Origin of the sequence: Inhella crocodyli (genome assembly GCF_004004565.1) — a bacterium.
Lineage (GTDB): Bacteria > Pseudomonadota > Gammaproteobacteria > Burkholderiales > Burkholderiaceae_C > Inhella > Inhella crocodyli.
On record NZ_SACM01000001.1, the window covers coordinates 160,413 to 183,048 of the forward strand.

General features: G+C 70.0%; 23 protein-coding genes. 7 read left to right on the top strand and 16 right to left on the bottom strand.

Going from position 1 to position 22,636, the window contains the following annotated elements:
* Positions 1 to 681: 681 nt before the first annotated feature.
* The 4 genes from EOD73_RS00740 to EOD73_RS00755 are packed head-to-tail and all read right to left on the bottom strand — an operon-like array spanning position 682 to position 5,020.
* On the bottom strand, positions 682 to 1,602 hold the full coding sequence (locus tag EOD73_RS00740; protein ID WP_127679901.1) for a class I SAM-dependent methyltransferase: 921 nt from the start codon (positions 1,600 to 1,602) through the stop codon (positions 682 to 684).
* A 34-nt stretch (positions 1,603 to 1,636) separates the two neighbouring features.
* The gene (locus EOD73_RS00745) at positions 1,637 to 2,539 is read right to left on the bottom strand and encodes a S66 peptidase family protein (protein WP_127679903.1); all 903 of its coding nucleotides are present in this window, start codon (positions 2,537 to 2,539) and stop codon (positions 1,637 to 1,639) included.
* Positions 2,536 to 3,735: a serine hydrolase gene (locus EOD73_RS00750; protein ID WP_127679905.1), complete on the bottom strand. Its 1,200-nt coding sequence runs from the start codon at positions 3,733 to 3,735 to the stop codon at positions 2,536 to 2,538. Before EOD73_RS00750 ends, EOD73_RS00745 begins: the two co-directional genes overlap by 4 nt.
* Before the next feature lie 34 nt (positions 3,736 to 3,769).
* Positions 3,770 to 5,020: a D-amino acid dehydrogenase gene (locus tag EOD73_RS00755; protein ID WP_127679907.1), complete on the bottom strand. Its 1,251-nt coding sequence runs from the start codon at positions 5,018 to 5,020 to the stop codon at positions 3,770 to 3,772.
* A 153-nt stretch (positions 5,021 to 5,173) separates the two neighbouring features.
* Between EOD73_RS00755 and EOD73_RS00760 the strand changes: the two genes are divergently transcribed.
* Genes EOD73_RS00760 through EOD73_RS00770 form a run of 3 tightly spaced genes read left to right on the top strand, consistent with a single transcriptional unit; the run spans position 5,174 to position 7,058 of the window.
* Positions 5,174 to 6,139 (top strand): M14 family metallopeptidase, encoded by a 966-nt coding sequence (locus tag EOD73_RS00760; RefSeq protein ID WP_127679909.1) that lies wholly within the window; start codon positions 5,174 to 5,176, stop codon positions 6,137 to 6,139.
* A 9-nt stretch (positions 6,140 to 6,148) separates the two neighbouring features.
* Positions 6,149 to 6,568, top strand: a complete 420-nt coding sequence (locus tag EOD73_RS00765; protein ID WP_127679912.1) for an Lrp/AsnC family transcriptional regulator — start codon at positions 6,149 to 6,151, stop codon at positions 6,566 to 6,568.
* 49 nt (positions 6,569 to 6,617) lie between these two features.
* Positions 6,618 to 7,058: a hemerythrin domain-containing protein gene (locus EOD73_RS00770; RefSeq protein WP_127679915.1), complete on the top strand. Its 441-nt coding sequence runs from the start codon at positions 6,618 to 6,620 to the stop codon at positions 7,056 to 7,058.
* Here EOD73_RS00770 and EOD73_RS00775 read toward each other — a convergent pair whose 3' ends face one another.
* Positions 7,059 to 7,289 carry a hypothetical protein gene (locus EOD73_RS00775; RefSeq protein WP_127679917.1) on the bottom strand — a complete coding sequence of 77 codons (231 nt, stop codon included), beginning with the start codon at positions 7,287 to 7,289 and terminating at the stop codon, positions 7,059 to 7,061.
* Between the two features lie 94 nt (positions 7,290 to 7,383).
* Positions 7,384 to 8,493 carry an ornithine cyclodeaminase gene (gene ocd, locus EOD73_RS00780; RefSeq protein ID WP_127679919.1) on the bottom strand — a complete coding sequence of 370 codons (1,110 nt, stop codon included), beginning with the start codon at positions 8,491 to 8,493 and terminating at the stop codon, positions 7,384 to 7,386.
* 196 nt (positions 8,494 to 8,689) lie between these two features.
* Between ocd and apbC the strand changes: the two genes are divergently transcribed.
* A complete protein-coding gene (gene apbC / locus EOD73_RS00785; protein WP_127679921.1) occupies positions 8,690 to 9,787 on the top strand; it encodes an iron-sulfur cluster carrier protein ApbC in 1,098 nt (365 codons plus the stop codon).
* Positions 9,788 to 9,797: 10 nt separating this feature from the next.
* Here apbC and EOD73_RS00790 read toward each other — a convergent pair whose 3' ends face one another.
* Positions 9,798 to 10,145 (bottom strand): Mpo1-like protein, encoded by a 348-nt coding sequence (locus EOD73_RS00790; RefSeq protein ID WP_127679923.1) that lies wholly within the window; start codon positions 10,143 to 10,145, stop codon positions 9,798 to 9,800.
* 81 nt (positions 10,146 to 10,226) lie between these two features.
* On the opposite strand from EOD73_RS00790, the gene EOD73_RS00795 reads away from it, so the two are divergent.
* From EOD73_RS00795 to clpB, 3 genes are all read left to right on the top strand, one after another.
* Complete coding sequence (locus tag EOD73_RS00795; protein WP_127679925.1) at positions 10,227 to 10,697, top strand: molybdenum cofactor biosynthesis protein MoaE; 471 nt, start codon at positions 10,227 to 10,229, stop codon at positions 10,695 to 10,697.
* Positions 10,694 to 11,056 carry a fluoride efflux transporter CrcB gene (crcB, locus tag EOD73_RS00800; RefSeq protein WP_127679927.1) on the top strand — a complete coding sequence of 121 codons (363 nt, stop codon included), beginning with the start codon at positions 10,694 to 10,696 and terminating at the stop codon, positions 11,054 to 11,056. The genes EOD73_RS00795 and crcB overlap by 4 nt, the downstream gene beginning before the upstream one ends.
* Positions 11,057 to 11,129: 73 nt before the next feature.
* A complete protein-coding gene (gene clpB, locus EOD73_RS00805) occupies positions 11,130 to 13,718 on the top strand; it encodes an ATP-dependent chaperone ClpB (protein WP_127679929.1) in 2,589 nt (862 codons plus the stop codon).
* Between the two features lie 72 nt (positions 13,719 to 13,790).
* Here the strand turns inward: clpB and EOD73_RS00810 are convergent, their stop codons facing one another.
* From EOD73_RS00810 to mltB, 9 genes are all read right to left on the bottom strand, one after another.
* Positions 13,791 to 15,179, bottom strand: coding sequence for a YfcC family protein (locus EOD73_RS00810; RefSeq protein WP_127679931.1), 1,389 nt, complete (start codon positions 15,177 to 15,179; stop codon positions 13,791 to 13,793).
* A 167-nt stretch (positions 15,180 to 15,346) separates the two neighbouring features.
* Positions 15,347 to 16,039, bottom strand: coding sequence for an ABC transporter permease (locus EOD73_RS00815; protein ID WP_127679933.1), 693 nt, complete (start codon positions 16,037 to 16,039; stop codon positions 15,347 to 15,349).
* Entirely contained in the window at positions 16,036 to 16,725 is a 690-nt protein-coding gene (locus EOD73_RS00820; protein WP_127679935.1) for an ABC transporter permease, read from the bottom strand. Before EOD73_RS00820 ends, EOD73_RS00815 begins: the two co-directional genes overlap by 4 nt.
* A gap of 21 nt (positions 16,726 to 16,746) precedes the next feature.
* Complete coding sequence (locus tag EOD73_RS00825) at positions 16,747 to 17,529, bottom strand: lysine/arginine/ornithine ABC transporter substrate-binding protein (RefSeq protein WP_127679937.1); 783 nt, start codon at positions 17,527 to 17,529, stop codon at positions 16,747 to 16,749.
* 74 nt (positions 17,530 to 17,603) lie between these two features.
* Positions 17,604 to 18,386 (bottom strand): transporter substrate-binding domain-containing protein, encoded by a 783-nt coding sequence (locus EOD73_RS00830; RefSeq protein ID WP_127679939.1) that lies wholly within the window; start codon positions 18,384 to 18,386, stop codon positions 17,604 to 17,606.
* Positions 18,383 to 19,141, bottom strand: coding sequence for a sulfurtransferase (locus tag EOD73_RS00835; RefSeq protein WP_127679941.1), 759 nt, complete (start codon positions 19,139 to 19,141; stop codon positions 18,383 to 18,385). Before EOD73_RS00835 ends, EOD73_RS00830 begins: the two co-directional genes overlap by 4 nt.
* A 10-nt stretch (positions 19,142 to 19,151) precedes the next feature.
* The gene (locus tag EOD73_RS00840; RefSeq protein WP_127679943.1) at positions 19,152 to 20,162 is read right to left on the bottom strand and encodes an alpha/beta fold hydrolase; all 1,011 of its coding nucleotides are present in this window, start codon (positions 20,160 to 20,162) and stop codon (positions 19,152 to 19,154) included.
* Complete coding sequence (locus tag EOD73_RS00845) at positions 20,159 to 21,340, bottom strand: peptidylprolyl isomerase (RefSeq protein ID WP_205702391.1); 1,182 nt, start codon at positions 21,338 to 21,340, stop codon at positions 20,159 to 20,161. Before EOD73_RS00845 ends, EOD73_RS00840 begins: the two co-directional genes overlap by 4 nt.
* Positions 21,341 to 21,403: 63 nt before the next feature.
* Positions 21,404 to 22,558 (bottom strand): lytic murein transglycosylase B, encoded by a 1,155-nt coding sequence (mltB, locus tag EOD73_RS00850; RefSeq protein ID WP_127679946.1) that lies wholly within the window; start codon positions 22,556 to 22,558, stop codon positions 21,404 to 21,406.
* Between the last annotated feature and the right edge of the window lie 78 nt (positions 22,559 to 22,636).

Consider the following 22,636-nt stretch of genomic DNA (forward strand, 5'->3'; position numbering starts at 1 on the left):
CTGTCCTTCGGTCGGGGTCGCAAGGTCCGCAGGGACCTTGCTCGCGCCGCCTCAGCCCACGGCTCCAGCGCCCCAGCCTGCGGCTGGGGTTCCCTGCGCTGCTCGTTCCAGGGGGCTGCGGGATTGAACTCCCTGTGCTCACTGCGTTCGCTTCGGTCAAACAGCAATCCCGAGCCAGTGCTTGAAGCGCGCTGCGCGCGCGCCCCCCTGCACTGCGCTGCTCGGCGCTTCCGAACGGGGCAACAGCCGGAACAGCCGAACAGCCAGCAGCCGAATACCGAACAGCCCGGACTTCAACCCGTTGCGCCGTTTCCCGGCTGATGGGCTGTTCGCCCCGTTTGACGAGCCGAGCAGCGCAGCCGAGTCAGGCGCGCGCGCAGCGCGCTTCAAGCACTGACTCCGCCCGGTTGTCTGAGCGGAGTGAGCGCAGCGAATGGAGCGAGTTGCGGGCGGGCCGGGCTTGGCGAGCAGCACAGGGTACCCCCAGCGCAGCTGGGGGCGAAGGCTGCCGCGGGCTGAGGCCGGTGCGAGCAAGGTCCCTGCGGACCTTGCGACCCCGGACCGAAGGCCATTCCGCTTGCAAGCGGAATGGCGGGCGCTTTTCCCCCCTTTTGGCAAGACAAAAGGGGGTCGGGGTGCAGGGGCGAAGCGCCCTGCGGGCTCTCCCGCCAAGACGAGCCCTCAAACCGGCGCTCGAACGACGACCACCTTCAACGCCCGCTCCTCATCCTCATCCGCAAACGCCGAAGGATTCGCCACCCGCCCCACCCACACCATCGCGGGCGCCTCCACCGACAGCAACTCTCGCAAGAACCCCAGCCCCAACTTGGGCGTGTTCAAGCACAACAGCGCATGCCCACCCGGCGCCAGCAGCGTCGGCAAGCGCCGCACCAGCCGCGCGTAGTCCTTGGTGGCCACGAAGCTGCCCTTTTGGTAGCTCGGGGGGTCGAAGATCACCAGCCCATAGGGCCCGCCGCGCGTCAGCTTGCCCCAGGAGTTGAAGACGTCGTGCGCCAGGAAGCTGGCCCCTGCTGACATGCCGTTGAGCAAGTGGTTCTGCCGCCCGATGGCCAGCGCGCCCGGGCTCATGTCCACGTTCACCACCTGCTGCGCACCGGCCTGCAAGGCCACGACGGAAAAGGCGCAGGTGTAGGCGAACAGGTTCAGCACCTGGAGGCCAGGGTGTGCCGTGCAGTGCTCGCGCACCCAGCGCCGGCCTTCGGCCATGTCCAGGAACAGGCCGTGGTTCTGGCCACGCTCCACATGCACGCGGAATCGGGTGCCGGCCTCCAGCACCTCGTGCGGGTCGGGCACGGCGCCCGCCAGCACGCGGGTGTCGGCGCGGCCCTCGTCCCGAACCTGAAACACGAGGTTCAGCGGCTCGCCCGGGGCCACGGTGGCCCAGCGCGCTGCCAGTGCCTGGTGCACCGCGTGGACCTGGTCGTCGGGCACGGGCTGGAAGCTGGTCAGCACCCAGCAGGGCGGGTAGGCGTCCAGGGTCCAGTGCTCGCAGCCGGGGTGCAGGCCGCCGCGGCCGTGGAACACGCGCCGCGCCTCCGGGCTGGGCGTCAGTTGGGCGATGGCGTCGAGGAGGGCTTGCATGGGCGCGCGGCGTTCAAAAGGCCGCGCATGCTAGTCAGTCGAGCCAGGTCAGCCGCCGCGCCGGCACGTCCAGGCGCACGCGAAGGCCCAGGGGCAGGGCGCGGTGGGGCTGGACGTGGCCGGCCGGCCAGCCGGCCAGCACCGGCTTGGCCAGGGGGGCCAAGGCATCGGCCAGCACGGCGTCGGCGCTGTCGGCCTCGCTGAAGCCGCCCAGCACGAAGCCGGCCACGGCGTCCAACACGCCGGCCAGGCGCAGCTGGGTCAGGTAGCGGTCCACGCGGTAGGGGTCCTCGGACACGTCTTCCAAGAACAGGACCGCGCCGCGCCAGTCGGGGTCGGCCGGGGTGTGCAGCCCACTGACGATGACCGACAGGTTGCCGCCCAGCAGGCGGCCTTCGACCACGCCCCCTTGGTCCAGCGGATGCGCGGGGCCCTCGGCCTGCTGCACATCGCCGGCCCACACGCCGCGTTGCAAGGCCGCGGCCAGGTGCTCGGCGTCGGGCCAGCCGCCGTCTTTGACCCAGTCGGACGCCGGCATGGGCGCGTGCCAGGCCGGCAGGCCGGCGCGCGCCCACAGGCCGTGCAGGGTGGTGATGTCGCTGTAGCCGATCAGGGGCTTGGCGGCGCGACCGACGAGGCCCAGGTCCACCCGGTCGGCGATGCGGATGCAGCCATAGCCGCCGCGCAGGCACAGCAGGGCGTGCACCTCGGGGTCGGCCAAGGCGGCGTGCAGGTCCTGCAAGCGCCGTTCGTCGTCGGCGGCCAGGTGGCCCAGGTGCGCGGGCCCGGCACAGCCGGGGAAGCGCTTGGACACGAAGCCCAGGCGCTGCACCAAGGGGGCGACCCGCTCCAGCACGCCGGGCTTGGGCGGACCGGCGGGGGCGACGATGCCGAGGCAGGCGCCGGGCGGCAGGGCAGGGATCAAGGGCGTGGTCATGCGAGCGACTCGGTCAGGAAGGCGTCCACCGCCGCGCCCAGGGCCGGCAGGCCCCAAGGCCCGGCGGCCCGCGGGTGGGGCGCGTAGCGCTGGCCCAGGTTGCTGAAAAGGGCGATCAGGTAGTGGCGGCCGCCCGTTTGCAGCGCCTGCACGATGCCGGCGTCGGCCGCGTAGTTCTCGGTGTTGCCGATCTTGTGCGCGAAGCGCACTTGCTCGGTGCGCGGCCGTACGGCCGGGGGGTAGTCGCGGTCGTCGGCCCGCCAACGGCCGTCGGGCTGGACCCAGCCCGGCTGCACCTGGGCCGGGATGCCCTCCACCCAGCCGGGCAGGCCGGCCAGGGTGGCGCTGCTGAGCACGATGTCCAGCCCTTGGCCGCGCAGGCCGCGCAGCAGCTCTTGGCGATGGGGCTCAGGCAGCCGGGGCGCGTCGGGCGACAGCCAGGGGGCGGCGGGCGCGTCCGGGTCCAGCCACCACATCAGGCGAACGGTGTCCCAGGCGGTCATTTGGATGCGGCCCACGCCAGCGCCGGCGGCGTTGCCCCAACCGCCATCGGGCTGGGTGCCCTTCAGGCGGAACGTGGGCAGTTGCAGGGCGGCCCACAGGCGGTGCAGGGCGTCGTGACCGTCGGTGCGCAAGGCCCCTTGGGCGTGCAGCCAGGCGACCAGGGCCGAGGTGCTGGTGTTGCAGCTCACGGCCAGCATGTCGAACAGCCAGTCGCGCAGCGGGCGCTCGCGTCCGGCGTGGGTCCAGGCCTGGGACCAGCCATTCACAGGAAGCACCAGCGCCACCCCCACCGCCACTTGCAGCTTCAGCACCGAGGCCGGGTAGGGCGCGACGAAGCGCGCAGGCCCCGCGCCCCACAGCGGCTCCCAGGGCAGGGTGCGCCAGTCGGTGTCGGGCCACCAGGCGATGGAGTTGCCGTCGGCGTCCTGGCGATCGGCGTCGAAGCGCAGGCCTTGCACGGGGCCGAAGTCGGCGGGCAGGGCCGCCACGTGGCCTTCGGGGTGCTCGCGCGACAACAGCACGTTGGCGCCCACAGGCGGGCCGCCGGACGGAAAGGCCACGACCGCCAGGTCCACGCTCGGCGGGTGCGCCATCGGCTGGCCACCGCGCATCGCGTCGGGGCTGAGGTGCAGCGCCTGCGCCTGCACGGCGGCGCGCAGGGCCCGGGCCAGGGTGTCGGCAGTGAGCGGCATGCCGCGCAGTGTCGGGCGTTCGGTCGCGGGCGCTTCAGGCCGCGGCGAGCGTCAGCCCGTCCAGCGGCAGCGGCGACTCCCGCCCCGACACCAAGGCCGCGGTGATGGCCGCCGTGGCGAAGCTGAAGGTGAAGCCCAAGGCGCCATGGCCGACGTTGAGCCACACCCCCGGGGTGGGCGTGGGGCCCACGATGGGCGCGCCGCTGGGCGTGGCGGGGCGCAGTCCGGCCCAGGTGCGGGCCTGGGCGTGGTCGGCGGCCTGCGGGAAGGTGGCGGCCACCCAGCGCTGCAGCGAGGCGATGCGCTGCGGGTCGATGCGCTCGTCGTCGCCCACCAGGTCCACCATGGCGGCCACCCGCAGGTCCTGGCCGATGCGCGCGTACAAGATCTTTTTCTCGAAGTCGGTGACGCTGACCTCGGGCGCGCGGTGGCCGGCGCCGATGGGGGCGGTCAGGCTGTAGCCCTTCAGGGGATACAAGGGCAGTTGCAGGTCCAGCGTGCGGGCCAGCGCGCGGCTGTGCAGGCCGGCAGCGATGACGAAGGCGTCGCCCCCCACCATGCCGCCTTGGGTGCGCAGGGCGCGGGCGCGGCCCAGGGCCACCTCGAAGCCCAAGGCCTCGTCGTGCACCACGCCCTGGAAGTTCGGATGCAGTCGAAGCCGCTCGCCCAGGCGCTGGCACACGCGGTGGCAGTCGGCCACGGCCTCGCCCTCGGTGAAGATGCCGCCCGCCAGGGGCAGGGTGTTCTGGGCCAGCGCGGGTTCGAGCGCGATGCACTCGGCCGCATCCAGCGCGCGCTCGGGCCCGCCTGGGGGCAGTTTGGATCGCACCCGGGCGAACTCGGCCGATTGGCGGTAAATCACCAGCTTGCCGGGGCTGCGCAGCTGCACCTCGTCCAGCAGACCGGCCGAATCCCAGGTGCCGAAGGTGCGCTGGCTGAAGGCGCCCAAGGCCAGCAGGCGCTGGGTGGTCACGCGGTTCACGCCGGCCCGGCACTTGGCCAGGAAGCTTGCCATCCAGCGCCACTGGTGCGGGTCGGCCTCGAGCCGGAAGCGCAGCGGACCGTGCGGGTCCAGCAGCCACTTCAGGGCTTTGAGGGGCACGCCTTCGTCGGCCAGCGGCGAAACGTAGCGGTAGCTCAGCTGCCCGCCGTTGGCGTGGCTGGCGCCCGTGGCCAGCTCGCCGGCGCGCTCCACCAAGGTGACGCGATGGCCGGCCTCCAGCAAGGCCCAGGCCGTGGTCACGCCCACGATGCCGCCGCCGATCACCACCACCTGTTGTTGCATGCGCTGATTTGTCGTCTCCAAAGGTCGGTCAGGCTAAGGGAGCCCCAATACCCGAGCCAATGAAAGGGGCCGCAGCGCCCATAACCTTGGCCTATGCCTGAACGGCAGCGGGGATGCCCAGGCGCGAAGGCCTGGCTGGCACACTCACGCGCCATGCATTCGTTCCAACGCATCCAGTTCAGCGCCGTCCAGCCCGGGCCGCGCCTGCTCGTCACCGGTGCCGTGCACGGCAACGAGGTGTGCGGCACCCAGGCCATCCGCCGCCTGGTGGCCGAGTTCGAGCGCGACGAGCGCCGCCTGCTGCGCGGCCTGGTCACCTTCGTGCCCATCACCAACCCGCTGGCCTACCAAAAGCAGCAACGCAACGGCGACCGCAACCTCAACCGCCGCCTGCAGCCCACTCACGCGCCGCAAGAGTTCGAAGACCACATCGCCAACTGGCTGTGCCCGCTGATGGCCGAGCACCAGGTGCTGCTGGACCTGCACAGCTTCCAAGCCCAAGGCCAGCCCTTCGTGATGGTCGGCCCGCTGGACAACGAGGGCCCGCTGCAGCCCTTCACCCAGAGTACGCAGGAATTGGCGTGGGCCAAGGTGCTGGGCGTGCAGCGCGGCGTGGACGGTTGGCTGGACACCTACGCCAACGGCGTGGCCCAGCGCCGCGCCCGCATCAAGGGCGCCGCCGTGGGCAGCGCGGTGGACGTGGACGAGAGCTACGGCGTGGGCACCACCGAGTGGATGCGCCGCACCGGCGGCATGGCCCTCACGCTGGAGTGCGGTCAGCACGAGGACCCCGCCGGCCCCGAGGTGGCCTACCGCGCCATCGTCAACACGCTGGTGCACTTTGGGTTGATCGAGGGCGAGGTCCCGCCGGTGCAGTCCATGGCCGGCCTGCGCCTGCACCACGTGGAAGACAAGCAGCACGTCGACGACGCCTTCGTCCAGCCCTGGACCAGCTTCGACCGGTTGCAGCCGGGCCAGCTCATCGGCCACCGCGCCAGCGGCGAGTCGGTGCACGCACCCGACGGCGATTGGCGCGGCTGCATCGTGTTCCCCAACGCCAAGGCCCAGGCCGGGAACGAGTGGTTCTACCTGGCCCGCGAGATCGACCGCTTTCGTTGAGCCCCCGCCATGGACGACACCGACCGCCGACTGATCGCCCTGCTGCGCCAGGATGCCCGCATGAGCGTGGCGACGCTCGCCGCCAAGTTGGGCGTCAGCCGCGGCACCGTCACCAACCGCCTGCGCAAACTCGAGGACGAGCAGGTCATCGTGGGCTACACGGTGCGCCTGAAGCCCGACGCCGAGCCCACGCACATCCGCGCCTGGATGGGCGTGCTGGTGGAAGGCAACCAGACCCGCGCCGTCACCGCCAGCCTGCTGGGCGAGCCGGGCGTGGAAGCCCTGCACGACACCAACGGCCGCTGGGACCTGCTGGCCGAGTTGCGCGCCGAAAGCATGGGCGAGCTGAGCAAGGTGCTGGAGCGCATTCGGCTCATCAAGGGCATCGCCAACACCGAAACCAACATCCTGCTGGCCACGTTCCGCTGACTTGACCCAAGCCAAGGCGACTCGGACGCCAAGGCGCTAGGCTTTGCCCATGGCACTGATCGCATGGTCCGAGGGCATCGCCCTGCAACACGAGGTGATGGACCGCACCCACGTCGAGTTCATCGAGCAACTCAACGCCCTGGCCGACCTGCTGGACGCGGGCGGCGATGGCCTGCCGGGCCTGGACGCCCTGATCGCCCACACCGAAGCGCATTTCGGCATGGAGGACGCCCAGATGGCCGCCCTGGGCTACGCCCCCGAGAACTGCCACACGCGGCAGCACGCCATGGTGTTGGAGCTGATGCGCGAGGTGCGCAAGCACGTCACCGAAAAGCTCGACACCGACCCGCTGCACCGCTTGATGCCGGCGTTGGCGGAGTGGTTCCCCCAGCACGTGGACGGCATGGACGCGCCTTTGGTGGAGGTGATGCGCGCCCACGGCGTGGGCGCTGCGCAGGTCAGCGCCTGCGGCAGCGCCGCCTGCGACTGATCACCAGCGGCGCGGGCCGCTGTCGTCTCGGTAGTCCCGGTACTGGCGGTGGCCGCGGCCGTCACCGTAGCGCCGATCGTCCCGGCGTTCCACTTTGACGGGGACGACGACGGCAGCGTGGCCATGACCGTGGTGGTGGCGGTGGCCACCTGGGATCACGATGCAGCCGGTCATCAAGCTGGCCACGGACAACAACACCAGACCGCGAACGGCCACTCGAACTGCGTTCAATTCAGGCTCCAAGCCGGCAACCCTGCCGGTGAAGCGACAACGGGCCTCGCGGCCCGTCGTTGACACCGTTCGTCGCACAGCGCGACGTGAGGCCTCAGGCGGCCTGCTTCGCGGCGATGGGCAGCACCTTGGCCGTGGGCTGCGTGCGCAGCAGGCCGAACAGGTTCTTCGGGTCTTCCGACTGCGGCACCAGCACGATGGGCTGCCCGATGCCCAGTTCGCGGGCGGCGTCCTGCATGAAGGCCAGGGCGGCGAAGTCTTCCAGCGCAAAGCCCACCGAGTCGAACACCGTCACCTGGGTGTCGCTCACGCGGCCAGCGGCTTGGCCGGCCAGCACGCGCCAGAACTCGGTCACGGGGAAGTCGGCCGGCATTTGCTGCATGTCGCCTTCGATGCGCGACTGCGGCTCGAACTCGCAGAACACGGCGCCCAGTTCCAGCACGCCACGGTGCAACTCGGTCTTGCCGGGGCAGTCGCCGCCCACGCCGTTGACGTGCATGCCGGGCTCGATCATCTCGGGCGTGATGATGGTGGCGTTGGTTTTGTCGGCCGTCACCGTGGTGATGATGTCCACGCCCTTCACCGCTTCGGCGGTGCTGGCGAAGACCTTCAGCGTCAGGCCTTGGCCTTGCAGGTTGCTCACCAATTTGGCGGTGGCGGCGGGGTCCACGTCGAACAGGTGCAAGGTGTCGATGCCGACGATGTCGCGGAAGGCCAGGGCCTGAAACTCGCTTTGCGCGCCATTGCCGATCAAGGCCATGGTGCGGCTGGCCGGGCGGGCCAACTTCTTGGCGGCCAGGGCCGACATGGCGGCGGTGCGGATGGCGGTGGTCAGCGTCAGTTCGCTCAGGAAGCGGGGCGCGCCGGTGTCCACGTCGGCGATCAGGCCGAAGGCCATCACCGTGGGCAGGCCGAAGCGGGTGTTCTTCGGGTGGCCGTTGACGTACTTGAAGCTGAACTGGCGGTCGTCGGCGATGGGCATCAGTTCCACCACGCCGTCGGTCGAATGGAAGGCCAGGCGGGCGCTCTTGTCGAAAGCCTCCCAGCGCAAGAACTCTTGCTCGATGCGATCGGCCACGCCCACCAAGCACGCCGTCAGGCCCTTGCGTTGAACGATCTGGACCATGTCGTCGACGTTGACGAAGGTCGTGGTCAGGGCGTTTTGAACGGTTTGGGCGGCGGTGGTGGGGGTGCGGTTCGTCATGGGCAACTCAAGGCTTGCTGCGATGGAAGGCAGTGTCGCGAGGCGTCGTGTCAATCGGAAGCGCAACAAATGAAGCAAAGGGCGATGCCAATGAATCAAAACGGCAGAACAAAATGACTAAATGATCAAAATAGGGGTTTGCACTGGGGCCTGGGCTCGGCTTCTACACTGCCGCCCCTTGCCGAAAGTGACCCCCATGAGCAGCGCCCGCCTCGACGCCATCCACCACGCCCTGACGGGCTTGCAAGACCCCATCGCGGCCCAAAGCTGGTCCGCCAGCAAGCAGGTCAAGGCCGTGACCTTGGCCGCCGACGGCGCCGTGGAACTGGCCATCGAGTTGAGCTACCCCGCGCTGAGCCAGCATGGCGCTTTGGCGGCCGGATTGACCGAAGCGCTGAACGCCCAAGGCCTGGGGCCGGTGCGCGTGACCGTGACCCAGAAGATCGTGGCGCACGCCGTGCAGCGCGGCCTGCAGCCCCTGCCGGGCGTGAAGAACCTGATCGCCGTGGCTTCGGGCAAGGGCGGCGTTGGCAAGAGCACCACCGCCGCCAACCTGGCCCTGGCCCTGCAGGCCGAAGGCGCCCGTGTGGGCCTGCTGGACGCCGACATCTACGGCCCCAGTGTGCCCCTGATGATGGGCGTGCCCGGCCAGCGGCCCGAGAGCGCCGATGGCAAGACCATGGAGCCCCTGATCGCCCACGGCGTGCAGGTGATGAGCATCGGCTTCTTGGTGCCGGAGGACCAGGCCATGATCTGGCGCGGCCCCATGGCCACCGGCGCGCTGGAGCAGTTGCTGCGCCAAACCCACTGGCAGGACCTGGACTACCTCGTGGTGGACCTGCCGCCGGGCACCGGCGACATCCAATTGACCCTGGCCCAGCGCGTGCCGGTGACGGGCGCGCTCATCGTCACCACGCCGCAAGACATTGCGCTGATCGACGCCAAGAAGGCCATCAAGATGTTCGAGAAGGTGGGCGTGCCCATCCTCGGCTTGGTGGAAAACATGGCCATCTACTGCTGCCCGAACTGCGGCCACAGCGAGGCCATCTTCGGCGCCGACGGGGGCAAAACCATGGCCGCCGAGTTGGGCCTGGCTTACCTGGGCGCGCTGCCCCTGCAGCGCGTCATCCGCGAGCAAAGCGACGCCGGCACGCCGCCCGTGGTGGCCGAGCCCGAGGGCACGGCGGCGCTGCTGTACAAAGCCCTGGCGCGCCAAAGCGCCGTGGCCGTGGGCCGCTTGGCCAAGGACTACGCGGCCAAGTTCCCGACGATCACGATTTCCAAAGCGACCTGAGCGCGCGCGCTCACAGCGCCAGGTCGCGCATGCGGCGCGGGCCCGCTTGCAACTCCAGCGCGGCCCAGCGGCCGTGGCCCCAGCCCAGCCCGTTGAGGCCTTGCAGGCCCACGAACAGGGGCGCCATCAGCCAGCCGGCCAGGCCTTGCGTGGGCCGGCGGCCTTCGTACACGTGGCCCAAGGCCTGCAGCAGGCTGCCGGTGAGCAGCAGCGCCCAGGGCATGGGGTTCATGCGTTCGACCAAGATCCAGGCCAGGCCCATCCAGACCATGGGCACGCCCCAGCAGTGCAGCGCGATGTTGCGCGGGTCGCGGTGTTCGCGGGCGTACTGGATGAGGGCGGGGGAGGGCTGAGACATCTTGGTTTCCTTCACAGGGACTTCCGAAGGGTTCGGTCCATTTTGCGCTTGCCGCGCGAGGGCGGGTGCCACAATTTCTGCATGACCCCCCCCAATGTCGTGATTCAGGCCACGCCGCTGGACCTGCGTGCAGCCTTCGGCCTCGATGCCGGGCCGGCCGTGGGCGCTGTCGCCAGCTTTTTGGGGATCGTTCGCGACGCGCCTGGCGGCGGCCTGCAGGCGCTGGAGTTGGAGCACTACCCCGGCATGACCGAGGCTGCGATCGAGGCCATGGTGGCCGAGGCTTGCGCCCGCTTCGGCCTGGCCCAAGCCCGGGTGTGGCACCGCGTGGGCCGCCTGGCCGTGGGAGAGCCCATCGTGCTGGTGCTGACGCACAGCGCCCACCGCCAAGCCGCCTTGGACGGCTGCGCCTTCCTGATCGACTACCTGAAGACCCAAGCCCCGTTCTGGAAGAAGGAGCACGGCCTGGACGGCGCCCAGTGGGTGGACGCCCGCGAGGCCGACGACGCGGCCTTGGCCCGCTGGGGCGTTGCGGCCAGGAACGCCGCATGAACGCGCTGGCCGTGGCCGTCGGCGCCGCCGCGGGCGCCCTGGTGCGTTGGCAGGTGGGCCTGCTGTGGAACGCACGCTGGAGCGGCTTTCCGCTGGGCACGTTGGCGGTGAACCTGATTGGTGGCTTCTTGATCGGACTGGCCCTGGTGGGCTTGGCGCGGCCCGACCAGTCCCTGTGGCGCCTGTTGCTGGTGACCGGCTTCTTGGGCGGCCTCACCACCTTCTCGGCCTTTTCGGCCGAAAGCCTGCAACTGCTGCAGCGCGGGGCCTGGGGCCTGGCCCTGGCGCACAGCCTCGTGCACGTGCTGGGGGCGCTGGGGGCCGCCGGCCTGGGCGTTTGGGTGGCGCGCAGCCTTTGACGCGGGTCAAGACCCCGGGCGCTTGAAATGCCAAGCTGGAGGCCCATGTACGAGGGCATCCAAGGAGGCACCCATGCGCCCTGACAAGTTCACGACCCGTTTGCAAGAAGCCCTGGCCGACGGCCAGAGCCTGGCCGTCACCCGCGGCAACCCCTACCTGGAGCCGGCCCACCTGCTGGCGGCCATGCTCGCCCAGCCCGATGGGCCCAAGGCCTTGCTGGAGCGCGCCGGCGTGCGCACCGGCCCGCTGAAGTCGGCGGTGGAGGCGCAGGTGGACGCCCTGCCCGAGGTGCAGGGCAGCGACCAAACCGTGCAGCCGGGGCGCGACTTCATCGCCCTGCTGCAGGCGGCCGAGCGCGAGGCCGCCAAGCAAGGCGACCAGTACATAGCCAGCGAGATGGTGCTGCTGGCCCTGGCCGACGCCAAGACCGACCTGGCCGGCGTGGCCCGCCAGCACGGTCTGAAGCGCCCGGCGCTGGAGGCCGCGCTCAAGGCCGTGCGCGGCAGCGACAAGGTCGACAACCCCGAGGCCGAAGGCCAGCGCGAGGCGCTGAAGAAGTACACCCTGGACCTGACCGAACGCGCCGCCGAAGGCAAGCTCGACCCGGTGATCGGCCGCGACGACGAGATCCGCCGCACGATCCAGGTGCTGCAGCGCCGCAGCAAGAACAACCCGGTGCTGATCGGCGAGCCCGGCGTGGGCAAGACGGCCATCGTCGAAGGCCTGGCCCAGCGCATCGTCGCCGGCGAGGTGCCCGACAGCCTGAAGGACAAGCGCGTGCTGGTGCTGGACATGGCCGGCCTGCTGGCCGGGGCCAAATTCCGCGGCGACTTCGAAGAGCGGCTCAAGGGCGTGCTCAAGGAAGTGACGGCCGAGGCCGGCCGCGTGATCCTCTTCATCGACGAGCTGCACACCATGGTGGGCGCCGGCAAGGCCGAGGGCTCGATCGACGCCGGCAACATGCTCAAACCGGCGCTGGCGCGCGGCGAGTTGCACTGCATCGGCGCCACCACGCTGGACGAGTACCGCAAGTACGTCGAGAAAGACGCCGCGCTCGAGCGCCGCTTCCAAAAAGTGCTGGTGGACGAGCCGACGGTGGAGGCCACCGTGGCCATCCTGCGCGGCTTGCAAGAGAAGTACGAGGTGCACCACGGCGTGGAGATCACCGACCCGGCCATCGTGGCCGCGGCCGAGCTGAGCCACCGCTACATCACCGACCGCTTTCTGCCCGACAAGGCCATCGACCTCATCGACGAGGCGGCGGCCAAGATCAAGATCGAGATCGACTCCAAGCCGGAGGCGATGGACAAGCTCGACCGCCGGCTCATCCAGCTCAAGATCGAGCGCGAGGCCGTCAAGAAGGAGAAAGACGAGGCCTCCATCAAGCGCCTGGGCCTGATCGAGGAAGAGATCGCCAAGCTCGAGCGCGAAGCCGCCGACCTGGACGAACTGTGGAAGTCAGAAAAAGCCCAGGCCCAGGGCTCGGCCCATGTCAAGGAAGAGATCGACCGCGTTCGCACGCAGATCGAAGAACTCAAGCGCAAGGGCGACCTGGCGAAGGTCGCTGAGCTGCAGTACGGCAAGCTGCCTGAATTGGAAAAGCGCCTGACCGAGGCCCAGGCCAAGGAGGCCAACAAGACCGGCGGCAAGCCCCGCTTGCTGCGCACCATGGTGGGTGCCGAAGAGATCGCCGAGGTCGTGGCGCGTGCCACCGGCATCCCTGTCGCCAAGCTCATGCAGGGCGAGCGCGACAAGCTGCTGGCCATGGAGGGCAAGTTGCACGAGGCCGTGGTGGGCCAGGACGAGGCCATCGTGGCGGTGGCCGACGCCATCCGCCGCAGCCGCGCCGGTCTGAGCGACCCGAACCGCCCCTTGGGCTCCTTCCTGTTCCTCGGCCCCACGGGCGTGGGCAAGACCGAGCTGTGCAAGGCCCTGGCCGAATTCCTGTTCGACAGCCGCGACCACCTCGTGCGCATCGACATGAGCGAGTTCATGGAGAAGCACTCGGTCAGCCGCCTCATCGGCGCCCCCCCGGGCTACGTGGGCTACGAAGAAGGCGGCACGCTCACCGAGGCCGTGCGACGCAAGCCCTACAGCGTGCTGCTCTTGGACGAGGTGGAGAAGGCCCACCCCGACGTGTTCAACGTGCTCTTGCAGGTGCTGGACGACGGCCGCCTGACCGACGGCCAAGGCCGCACCGTGGACTTCAAGAACACCGTCATCGTGATGACCAGCAACCTGGGCTCCCAGCACATCATGGGGCTGGCCGGCGAGCCCGAGGAGGTCATCCGCGACGCCGTGATGAAGGAGGTCAAGGGCCATTTCCGCCCCGAGTTCCTGAACCGCATCGACGAAACCGTGGTGTTCCACGCGCTGGGCCGCGATCACATCCGCGCCATCGCCCGCATTCAACTGCGGGGCCTGGAGCAACGCCTGGCGGCGCAGGAGATGCTGCTCACCGTCAGCGAGGCCGCGTTGGACGAGCTGGCCAAGGTCGGCTTCGACCCGGTATTCGGCGCCCGTCCGCTCAAGCGCGCCATCCAGCAGCGCATCGAGAACCCGGTGGCCAAGCTGATCCTGCAAGGCCAGTTCGGCCCGAAGGACACGGTGCCCGTGGAAGTGGAGGACGGCGAGTTCCGCTTCGCGCGCACGGTGCACTGACCCGCGCCGCACCATGAAAAAGGCCCCAGCGCGCGAGCGCTGGGGCCTGTTCTTTTCAAGCCGTCACGGCGCTCAGGCCCAGCCGATCGAGGCCCCCACGCCCAGCAGGATCAAGGCGATGACGAAGTAGGCCAGCTGCATCTTGAGCATGGCCCGCACCCAGGTCGTGTAGGGGATGCCGGCCAGGGCCAGCACGCCGACGGTGATGCCCGAGGTGGGGATGATCGGCGTGCTCAGCTCGCCGAACTGGAAGGCCAAGATGGCCAGCTGGCGGGTGACGCCCACCAAGTCCGCCAGCGGCGCCATGATGGGCATGGTCAGCGCGGCCTGGCCGGTGCCGCTGTGGATGAAGAAGTTGATCACCGACTGGATGACGAACATCTTCTGCGCCGAGAAGATGGCGCTGCTGGACTCGACCCAGGGGGCCAGGTGGTGCAACAGGGTGTCGATGATGTGCCCGTCGCGCAGCAGCACGACCGTGGCCTTGGCCAGGGCGATGACCAGCGCGGTGCTGACCATGTCCTTGGCGCCGCCCACAAAGGCGGCCACCCAATCGTCGGCCTTGAGGCGGGTCACCAGGCCCACGGCGATGGCCATGACCAGGAAGAGCGCGCCGATCTCGTGGATGTACCACTCGTACTTCACCACGCCGACGATCATGCCGCCCAGCGTGGCGGCAAACAGCCACAGCACGAGCTTGTGCCGCAGGGTCATGCCGGTGAAGCGCTCGAAGGCGCTCAGGTCCAGGGACTTGCGCTTTTCCTCGTCCAGCGCAAAGGTGTAGCTGCGGCGGGGGTCGGCCTTGATGCGCGCGGCGTAGACCATCAAGAACGCGATGGTCACGGCCGTGAACACCAGCCAGCAAACGAAGCGAAAACCCAGGCCCGAGAACATGGGCACGCCGGCGATTTGCTGCGCGATGCCCACGTTGAAGGGGTTCAGGAAGGCGGTGGCGAAGCCGATTTGCGAGCCCACGAAGGGGATGGCCACGCCCACCACCGAGTCGTAGCGCAAGGCCAGCGCCAGCGGGATGAAGATCAGCACGAAGGGGATGGCCTCCTCGGCCATGCCGAAGGTGGCGCCGCCGATGGAGAACAGGGTCACGAACAGCGGGATCAGGCCCACGCGCACCAGTTGGGAGCGGCTGTGCGCCTTGGCCACCGACTTGATCATGGCGTCGATGGCCTCGGTCTTGTGCAGCACGTTGAAGGCGCCGCCCACCAAGAGCACGAAGCCGATGATCAGCGCCGCCTCGACGAAGCCCTTGATCGGGGCCGTGAGCAGGGCCACCAGGCCCTGGGGATTGGCGGGCACGTGGCGGAAGGTGTCGGGGTCGACGACCTTTTTGCCGTTGACCAGCACCGTGTCGTACTGGCCGCCGGGCACGAACCAGGTGGACAGCGCGATCAGTGCCAGCAGCGCGAACAGCAGCACGAAGGTGTTGGGGAGCTTGAACTTCATGGGAGACCGACCGGTAGCAAGGTCGGGCCAGTCTGCCCAGGCCCCCCGGGGCCGCCCATCGGGTTTCGGAGGGGGTCCTGCCCCCAAGCGGCGGCAGCGCAAAAGCGCGTCGCATTGGCGCAAGGCCTGCGGCGCCGCGGCAACGGGGGAAGGGGCTGGGACGCCGCTCAGCGCGGCATCAAGGGCTTGAGAAAGCGGTTCTCGGCCCAGCGGAACACGGCCACCATGGCCAGGGTCAGCGTCAGGTAGAACACCCCGGCCGTGATGTAGGCCTCGAAAGGGATGTAGTGCACGGCGTACACGCGCTTGGCAGCGCCCGTGATGTCCACGATGGTGACCAGCATGGCCAGCGAGGTGCCGTGCAGCATGAAGATGGCCTCGTTGCCGTAGGCCGGCAGCGCGCGGCGCAGGGCCGAGGGCAGCACGATGCGGCGCATCAGGGTCAGGCGGTCCATGCCGTAGGCCTTGGCCGCCTCGATCTCGCCGTGGGGCAGCGCGCGGATGGCACCGGCCACGATCTCGGTGGTGTAGGCCGCGGTGTTGAGCACGAAGGCCAGGCAGGCGCAGAACCAGGCGTTCTGCAGCCACTCCCACGCGAAGCTGTTGCGCACCCACTCGAACTGGCCCAGCCCGTAGTAAATGAGGAAGAGCTGCACCAGCATGGGCGTGCCGCGGAACACGTAGGTGTAGGCCCAGATGGGGCGCCACACCCAGGGGTTGGGCAGGGCGCGCAGCACGCCCAGTGGGATGGCGATGAGCAGGCCCAGGGCGAGCGAAATGGCCAGCAGCTGCAGCGTGACGCCCACGCCGCTCAGGTACAGCGGCAGGTTGTTGGCGATGGTTTGCCAGTTTTCCGTCACAGCACGCCCTGGCGCACGCCGATGGCGAGCTTCTTCTGTGCCCAGGCGAAGAAAAGCTCGCTCAGGCTGGTGAACACGAGGTAAATCAGGCCCACCGCCAGGAAGAACACGAAGGGCTCTTTGGTGGCGCCGGCGGCGTCACCGCCCCGCTTCATGAGGTCGTCCAGGCCGATGACCGAGACGATGGCCGTGCTCTTGATCAGCACCAGCCAGTTGTTGCTGACGCCGGGCAAGGCGTGGCGCAGCATCTGCGGCAGTTGCACCCGCCACGCGGCCTGCCAGGGGCTCATGCCGTAGGCCAACGCGGCCTCGCGCTGCCCCGGCGGCACGGCCAAGTAGGCGCCCCGGAAGGCCTCGGCCAGGTAGGCGCCGAAGATGAAGCCGATGGTGAGCACGCCGGCCACGTAGGGGTCGACGTCGATGTAGTCCTCGTGGCCCAAGGCCAGCGCGAGGTCGTTGACCAGCACCTGCCCGCCGTAGAACACCAGCAGCACCAGCACGAGGTCGGGGATGCCGCGCACCACCGTCGTGTACCACTGGGCCGGCCAGCGGGCCAGGCGGTTGCGGCTGATCTTGGCGAAGCAGGCCACCAGCCCCAGGACCATGGCCACGCCCAGCGACGCCAGGGCCAAGCTCAGGGTGAGCAGGGCGCCTTGCAGCAGGCTGGGCAGGAAGCCATGGAGCATGGGGCGTGGGGCCTTGGGGCCTTACTTCTTCTTCGGGGCGACGTCGTAGGCGAAGTACTTGCTCGAGAGCTTCTTGTACTCGCCACTGGCGTTGACGGCGTCGATCGCGGCGTTCAGCGCGGCGCCCAGGGTCTTCTCGTCGGCCTTGCGCAAGCCGACGCCGATGCCGATGCCGAAGTACTTCTCGTCGTCGATGTCCGGGCCCACGAAGGCCATGCCCTTGCCGGCGTCGCTCTTGAGGAAGCTGTCGACGGCGTACTTGTCCACCAGGGTGTAGTCGACGCGGCCGGCCTTCAGCTCCAGGTAGATCTGGTCCTGGGTTTGGTAGCGCACGATGTTGGCGTCTTTGTAGATGGCGGCGGCGTAGGTCTCGAAGGTGGTGGCCGACTGCACGCCGATCTTCTTGCCCTTGAGCGCGGCGGGCGAGATGTCGCCCTTGGTGCCCGACTTGGCCACGAAGATGGCCGGCGAGGCCAGGTAAGCCTTGCTGAAGGCGATGGCCTTCTTGCGCTCGTCGGTGATGGACATCGAGGCCACGATGGCGTCGATCTTGCGGGCTTGCAGCGCGGGGATCAGGCCGTCGAAGTCGGTCTTGACCAACTCGCACTCGCGCTTCATCTGCGCGCACCAGGCGCGGGCCAGGTCGATCTCAAAGCCCTTGAGTTCGCCCTTGGCGTCCACCTCGCTGAAGGGAGGGTAGGCGCCTTCGACGCCGATGCGGAGCTTCTTGCCTTGGGCCAGGGCGGGGGTGACGGACACGGCCAGGGCGGCGGCGGCCAGGGCCACCAGGGTGCGACGGATCATGAAAACTCCTCGAAATGGGTTGCTGGGAGGGGCAAGGGCCGAACCTTAACGCCTGGGGGCGGGCTCGGGCCGACTCAGGGGGGCGCGATGTCGTAGGGAAAGTACTTGCGCGACAGGCGCTCGAAGCTGCCATCGGCCCGCCCGGCCGCGATGGCGGCGTTGAAGGCGGCGCCCAAGGCGGCGGCGTCGGCCTTGCGCAGCCCCACGCCCACGCCCTGGCCGAAGTACTTGGGGTCGCGCAGCGCCGGGCCCACCGTGGCCACGCCCTGGCCGCTGGGCGATTGCACGAAGGTCTCGGCGGCCACCTTGTCCACCAAGGTGTAGTCGATGCGGCCGCTCTTGAGGTCGAGGTAGACCTGGTCCTGCGTGGCGTAACGGGTGATTTGGCTCTGGCCGTAAAGCGCTGTCACATACGCCTCGTTGATGGTGGCCGACTGCACGCCGATGCGCTTGCCCGCCAGGGCCTTGGGGCTGATGTCGGGGCCGGTGCCGGCGCGGGCCATGAAGGTTTGCGGCGTCGAGTAGTAGGGCCGGCTGAAGGCGATGGCCTTCAGGCGGGCCTCGGTGATGGACAGCGAGGCCACGATGGCGTCGATCTTGCGCGCCTGCAGCGCGGGGATCAGGCCGTCGAAATCCAGCTTGACCAGTTCGCACTCGCGCTTCATGCGGGCGCACCAGGCGCGGGCCAGGTCGATCTCGAAGCCCTTGAGCTCGCCCTTGGCGTCCACCTCGCTGAAGGGCGGGTAGGCGCCCTCGACGCCGATGCGCAACTTGGCCCCTTGGGCCTGGGTGAGCGTCGAGGCCGCGAGGGCCAGCGCCAACAACAAGGGGGTGAATGCGCGGCGGTCGAGGGTCATGGCAGCGGCTCGGGGTGGGGCTGACGGAGGGGATGCAAGTCGGGGTCCAGGGTCTCGCGCTCGTCGAACACGAAGCAGGTGCCGTGGTAGTGCGCGCCGCCCACTTCTTCGAAGTACTTCAAGATGCCGCCTTCGAGTTGGTAGACGGGCGTGCCTGGCGGCAGGGTTTGCTGCATCAGCAGGGCGGCCTTTTCGCAGCGGATGCCCCCGGTGCAGTAGCTGACGACGGTGTGCCCTTCGAACTCGGCCGCGTGCGCGCGCAGCGCCGGCGGGAAGTCGGTGAATTTCCGCAGGCGCCAGTCGACGGCGTGGTCGAAGGCGCCGGCGTCCACCTCGAAGCCATTGCGGGTGTCGAGCATCGTCACCGGCCGGCCGGCGTCGTCGTGGCCTTGGTCCAGCCAGCGCTTGAGCGTCGCGGGCGGCAGCGCCGGCGCGCGGCCCTGGGCGGGCTGGATGGTCGGGTGGTCCATGCGGATGATTTCGCGCTTGGCCTTGACCTTCAGGCGTTGGAAGGGCTGGGTGTCGCTCCAGCTTTCCTTGGCCGGCAGGCCGGCAAAGCGCGGGTCTTGGCGCAGCGCGTCCAACCAGGCGTTGACGGCCTCGGCGGGGCCGGCCAGGAACAGGTTGATGCCTTCTTCGGCCAGCAGCACGGTGCCTTTGAGGTCCAGCGCCAGCGCGCGTGCCTTCAGCGGCGCCACCAGGTCGGCGGCGTCGGGCAGGGGCACGAAGCGGTAGGTGCTGACGTTGAGGATCACGGGCGGGGGCTCACTTCAAGCCGTCCAAGAAGGGGCGCACCGCGGCCAGGGAGGCGGCCGGGTCCTCCAACTGGGGCACGTGGCCCAGGCCGGGCAGCACGCGCAGTTCGGCCGGCGGGGCCTGGGGCGCGCGGGCCTTCAGGTAGGACTCGGCCGTGCGCGGGGGAATCAGGCGGTCCTTCTCCCCCCAGACCAGCAGCGTGGGCGCTAGCACCTTGGGCCATTCCGGCACCTGCAGGCCTTGGGCCCGCTCGGCCATCAGGGCTTGCAGGCGCAGGTGCAGGGCCTCGCGGTTGCCGGCGCGCACGGCCATCTCGAAGAAGCGGTCTACTTCAGCCTGGGGCACCCGCTCGGGGCGGCCGAACACGGCCTCCACGCTGTTGCGCACCATGGGGCGGGGCAGCAGGTAGCGCCCCATCCAGCTTCCCACCGAGGTGGCGCTCATCTGGAAGCCCAGGGGCAGGGCCTCGGGCTCGAAGGGCAGGCCCGCCGGGTCGAGCAGCACGAGGCCGGCCACCCGCTCGGGGTGGGCGGCGGCCGTCATCCAGGCCACCTCGCCGCCCAAAGAGTTGCCCGCGATGACCACGCGCCCCAGCTGCTGCTGCTCGAGCAGGGCGTGCACGAACTCGACGTAGCGGCGGATGCCGTAGTCGCCGTGGGCCGCCGGCCCGGTGAGCCCGAAGCCCGGCAGGTCGACGCGCAACACGCGGCGGGTTTTGCTCAGTTCGCGCACCCAGCCGTCCCAGGTGTGCAGGCTGTCGGAGGTGCCGTGCAGCAGGAGGATGGGCAGGGGATCGGTGCGCGGGCCCTCGTCGCGCAGGTGGGTCAGCTGCGGCCCACCGGGCACGGGCAGTTCGATGAACTGCGAGGGCGGTGGCGCCCAGCGGGCGACCAGGCTTTCCAGCGGGCGGTCGGGGGCCTTGAAGGCCGCCACGCTGACGGCCATGGCCAGGATCAGCACGCCCAGGGCGCGCAGCGCCCAATTGCCCCAGCTGGCGCCCGCGCGGCGCTCCCCGCTCATGGGTTGACAGGGGCGGTGGGGGGCGTCACGCGCACCGGCACCGTGCTGCTGCACAGGTCCACGCGGCCGCTGCTGGCGACGTACCAGCCGCCGCGGTAGCGGCGGGTGTGCAGCAGGTTGGCCCAGGTCAGGGTGTCGGTGCGCAGCACCTGCACCTTCGGGCGCTCGGCGGCCGGCAGGTCGGCCAGCAGCTTGGCGCTCATCAAGGGCGGGCGCGCTTCCTCGGGCTTGTAGAAGCCCATGTTGCCGCCGCCGCGGGGCAGGGCGGCCAGGTGCTCAATGCCCTTGAGGATGCGGCCCACGACGGTGATGTTCAGGTCCAGCGGCCGGGGGCTGTGGCCGATGACGGCGTACAGGGAGGCGCCGTTGCTGCTGTCGATCTCGTTGCCGCGGCCGGCGCCCACCACGCCGTAGCAGTGCGCCAGCCAGGCGCGGCCCTGCGGCGTCTTGGCCGGATCGGCGGCCACCGGGAAGCCGTCGACGAAACCGTTCAACGGCGCCCAGCCGTCGGTTTCCACCAGCGCGTGCAGCGGCAGACCGGCCAGCGCGGTGTCGAACTCGGCCGGCAGCTTGGGCTTGGCGGCCTCGGGCAGCGGGCGGGTCTTGGCGTTGTCGGCGCCGACGGGGTCGCCCGGGTCGCCCCACTGCGTGACGAAGTTGTCCTGCACGCGCAGCACGGCCAGGCCGTCGAAGTAGCCGCCGCGCACCAGCGCGCGGATGTTGGCCGCGTGCTCGGGCGCGAAGCGTGGCGCCAACTCCATCCACACCTGCTGCGGCGCGGCGGTGGCGCTGGGGCGGATCTCCATCAGCACGACGTTCTGCGGGTCGGGCTCGCGCCAGTCGTCCGGCGTGGTGGCGTTCATGACCTCGCCGGTGTTCAAGGCGGGCGAGCCGGCGGCCTTGCGCGCGGCGGCGGCCTGCACGGCCTGGGCGTCCAGGGCCTGGGCCTGGGCCAGCGCGGCGTCGCCGGCCAGCATGCCTGGGCTGTTGGCGCTGCCGGCGGCCTTGGCCGTTCCCTTGGCACTGGGCGCGGGCTTGCGCGCGGCCGGCTTGGCCTTGGCCTTGCTGGTCTTGGCCGTCTTCTTGGTCTGGGCCTGCGCCTCGTGCACGGGCAGGGTGGCCAACACGGCGCCGCCCAGGCTGAGGGCGATCAGGGAGGATAGGAGGGACTTGACCATGGCAGCAGGGGCGGCGTCGGTTTCGAAGGGGCGGCGAGCATAAATCGCGCCGCCGGCGGGGGCTCAGGGGGCGTTGCGCAGCGCGGCCAGGCGCTCGCCCAGGCTGATGACGGCCAGGGCGTAGTACGAGGAGCGGTTGTAGCGGGTCACGACCCAAAAGTTGCGGCTGGCCAGGAAGTGCGTGCGCGGGGCGTCGGCCCCGTTCTCCAGGGCTTGCAGCGCCCAGGGGACGTCGGGCAGGCCCTCGGTGGCCAAACCCGCGGCCTGCAAGTCGGCCAAGCGCCAGGCGCCGTCCAGGTCGGGCGCCAGCAGGCGATCGCGCTGCGCGGGGTCGCTCGGCGCGTCCACCATGCGGTGGGTGGGCAGGCCCGGCTGCCAGCCGTGCTGGACCAGGAAGTGGGCCACCGAGCCGATGGCGTCGGTCGGGTTGCCGATGAGGTCGATGTGACCGTCGCCGTCGAAATCCACCGCGTGGGCGCGCCAACTGCCGGGCATGAACTGGCCGAAGCCCATGGCACCGGCGAAGCTGCCCTTGAACTCGGTCGGGTCGCGCCCTTCGGCCTGGGCTAGTTGCAGGAACTCGCCCAGTTGCTCGCGGAAGAAGGGGCTGCGGTCGCTGCGCTGACCGGGGAAGTCGAAAGCCAGCGTGGCCAGGGCGTCCAGCACGCGGTAGTTGCCCATGATTTGGCCGTAGTTCGTTTCCACGCCCAGGATGCCCATGATCAGCGGAGCCGGCACGCCGTACTGCGCCTCCGCCCGCGCGAGGGTATCGGCGTACTGGGCCCAAAACCGCAGGCCGGCTTGCAGGCGCACCGGCTCGACGAAGCGGTCGCGGTAGGCGCCCCAATCCTTCGCCGCCCCCGCGGGCGCCGGCATCATCAGCTGGGCCGCCCGCTTTTGGTAGCGCGCCTGGGCCAGCACGGCCATCACCGATTCGGCCGGAGCGCCTTGGGCGCTGGCCCACTCGCGCGCCCAGGCGGCCACGTCCTCGCGCTGGGCGTAATCGCCCGGGCTTCGGCCGTGGGCGGGGTCGCCGAAGCCGGGGGTTTGGGCGGGGGTGCGCAGCGACGGGCGCGGCTTCTTGGCCTTGGCGTTCTTCTTCTTGGCGCTGACGGCCGCTGTGGCGGCTTGGGCTGGCGGGGCGGGCCAAGAACTGGCCGTCAGGGCGAGGGCGGCCGCCAGGGCCCAGGGGTGCAGGCGGAGAGAAAACAGGGGCATCGGGAAGGGGACAACAGGGAGCGGGGGCGATTTGATCGCGCGCAAGGGCCCCGAAGGGCACCGGTGACATCATCGACG